The sequence below is a fragment of the Pseudoxanthobacter sp. genome (assembly GCF_036822375.1).
Classification (GTDB): Bacteria; Pseudomonadota; Alphaproteobacteria; order Rhizobiales; family Segnochrobactraceae; genus Pseudoxanthobacter.
Map to the genome: position 1 here is coordinate 1 of NZ_DAISHT010000346.1, position 2,328 is coordinate 2,328.

The 2,328-nt window shown below is 69.8% G+C and carries 2 protein-coding genes; both read left to right on the plus strand.

What is annotated here, in order from left to right; genetic code table 11:
* The first annotated feature begins 29 nt into the window (after positions 1–29).
* Positions 30–635 (plus strand): F0F1 ATP synthase subunit B, encoded by a 606-nt coding sequence (locus tag V7067_RS17445; protein ID WP_334177156.1) that lies wholly within the window; start codon positions 30–32, stop codon positions 633–635.
* Positions 636–645: 10 nt separating this feature from the next.
* A complete protein-coding gene (locus V7067_RS17450; protein WP_334177157.1) occupies positions 646–1,131 on the plus strand; it encodes an ATP F0F1 synthase subunit B in 486 nt (161 codons plus the stop codon).
* Positions 1,132–2,328: the final 1,197 nt, after the last annotated feature.

The window sequence follows — 2,328 nt, forward strand, 5'->3', positions numbered from 1 at the left end:
GCCCGCCCTTGACGAGTTGGGAGAAGCCGATGGCAAGCGACGCCGCGAGCGGAGCAGAGACTCACGGGGCCGTCACTGACGCCGCCGGAAACGGTGCGACTCAGCCCGCTGAGGGCCACACCGAAGTTCCGGGCAGCGAAGGCGCGTTCCCGCCCTTTGATCCGGCTTCCTTTCCCTCGCAGATTTTCTGGCTCGCCGTCACGTTCGGCGCGCTCTACATCATGATGAAGCGGGTCATCGCCCCGCGCATCGGTGCCATCCTCGAAGAGCGCCGCGACCGTATCGTCGGCGATCTGGGCGAGGCGGAGCGCCTGCGCGAGGAAACCGATGCCGTGATCAAGGCCTACGAGGCCGAGCTGACGGCCGCCCGCCGGCAGGCGACGGCTCTGGCCGAAGAGCGCCGTGCGGCGGCCGCCGCCGATCTGGCGGCCAAGCGCGCCGAGGTCGAGGCTTCGCTGGCAGCCAAGCTGTCCGACGCCGAGCAGCGCATTGCGGCCATCAAGACTGCGGCGCTTGCCGACGTGAATGCCATCGCCAGCGATACGGCGGCGGCGGTGATCGAGACGCTGGCGCCCGTGACGGCCGATCCGGCCGAAATCGCGGCGGCCGTTGCCTCCGTCCGCAACCAGAACTGAGGCCGCGACCATGCATTTCGATGCGACTTTCTATGCGTTCGTTGCTCTGGTGATTCTGCTCGCCGGCTTCGTCTACATCAAGCTGCCGGGCAAGGTGACGGGCTATCTCGACGACCGCGCCACCAACATCCGCCGCGAGCTGGAAGAAGCCCGCCGCCTGCGTGAAGAGGCGCAGAGCGTGCTGGCCGAGTATCAGCGCAAGCGCCGCGAGGCCGAGGCCGAAGCCCAGAGCGTGCTCGACAGCGCGCAGGCCGAAGCGGCCCGCATCACCGCTGCGGCCAACGTCGAAATCGCCGACATGATCGCGCGCCGCACCAAGGCAGCCGAGATCAAGATCGCGCAGGCCGAGACGCAGGCGATTGCCGAAGTCCGCAGCCTCGCCGCCGATGTGGCCGTGGCCGCCGCCGGCAAGGTGCTGGCCGGCCGTGTGTCGGGCGCTGCCGCCGATACGCTGATTGCCGACGGCATCCGCGTGGCGAAAGAACACCTGAACTGATATGCGCACGTTCGGCCGCTCGGCGCGGCCGGTGTGACGAGTTGAAAGCGGCCGGTGCCTTGCACCGGCCGCTTTTGTTTGGGCTGTGCCTGATCGATGTGGAAATGGGGACGGGCTTTGCCCGGCGTCTTCAGGCAGTGCGGCCCGCACGAGTTGGATAATGAACGGCGTCAGACCGTCGCCGCTTTGACCGAACCGGCAGCGGGCTTCGCCGCGCTGAAGATGGACCGCGGTTTCGGCCCGCCGCGGTGCGGACAGTGCCTGCTGGCGGCGCAGGACCGGAAGCGTTCGATGCCGTTGAGGTGGTCGCGCCCCGCAGGTCGACCGCTCTCCGTGCGGCCGAGGAGAGCGCCGCCTCTTTGCCGCTCGGCGACGCAGGCCCGCCGTGGCCCGGCTGACCTTTTCGGGCTCCCCAAAAAAAGTCCCGGAACGCCGCGGCCCGCGCCATCGCTGGGTCGGTCAGGGGTCAGAGTCGCTCGCCGGTCGGACCGCTGGCGAGCGGAGAGTGCGTTTGTCGGTCAGCCGGCCCGCCCCGGATGGAAGGCTGCACAACGGCTGTTCCGGTCCGGCCATCGCGCCGCGAGATGTCGCAAAGGCTGTGCATCAGCCAGAGATCGCGGCGGGCCGGGCCTTCAGCCGGCGATCAGACCGCATCCGGGGCCGGCAGAACGGCCCTGCAACGGATTTCGACAGCGGCGAATCCGCTCCGATCGTGGCAGATCCGGTCAGGCGGTGCCCGGTTTCGCCGGCCGGCGACCTGTTGGCGTCCGCGGGCGCATCGATTTCCCGGGCGGCCGGAATCCTGCAGGGCCGGACGGATGTGCCCCGGGCGCTCGCGGGTGCTGTGGATGGTCGGGCATCACGGCTTTGTCTCGCGCTGGCGAACCGGGGCGGGGCGCGGTGTGGGCAACCGTGGCAAATGCACCGTCCGGTTATGCACAGCGGTTGCGACGGCCTGCAAAGCCGGGCGCGGCAGGCGCTGTCCTTCGTGGCTTCCGGCCGGCGGGCAGTGCAAGGCGGCACCGGCTTGCCGGCGTGTTGCGGCATGGCGACGATCACGACAGCGTCTCCGTGCAGCGGATCGGGCCGGTCTGGCCCGCTCGTCGGGTGCCGGTGCGCACGACCGGCAATGACGGTCCGCCGCGCGACGGGTGTAAGAGCCGTCGGATGCCTCGCCTTTCCGCGACGCGGCGATCG

What these genes read in the sequence shown, in the direction of transcription:
- V7067_RS17450 (WP_334177157.1), top strand. Translation starts at nt 646, where the DNA reads ATGCATTTCGATGCGACTTTCTATGCGTTCGTTGCTCTGGTGATTCTG.
- V7067_RS17445 (WP_334177156.1), top strand. Translation starts at nt 30, where the DNA reads ATGGCAAGCGACGCCGCGAGCGGAGCAGAGACTCACGGGGCCGTCACT.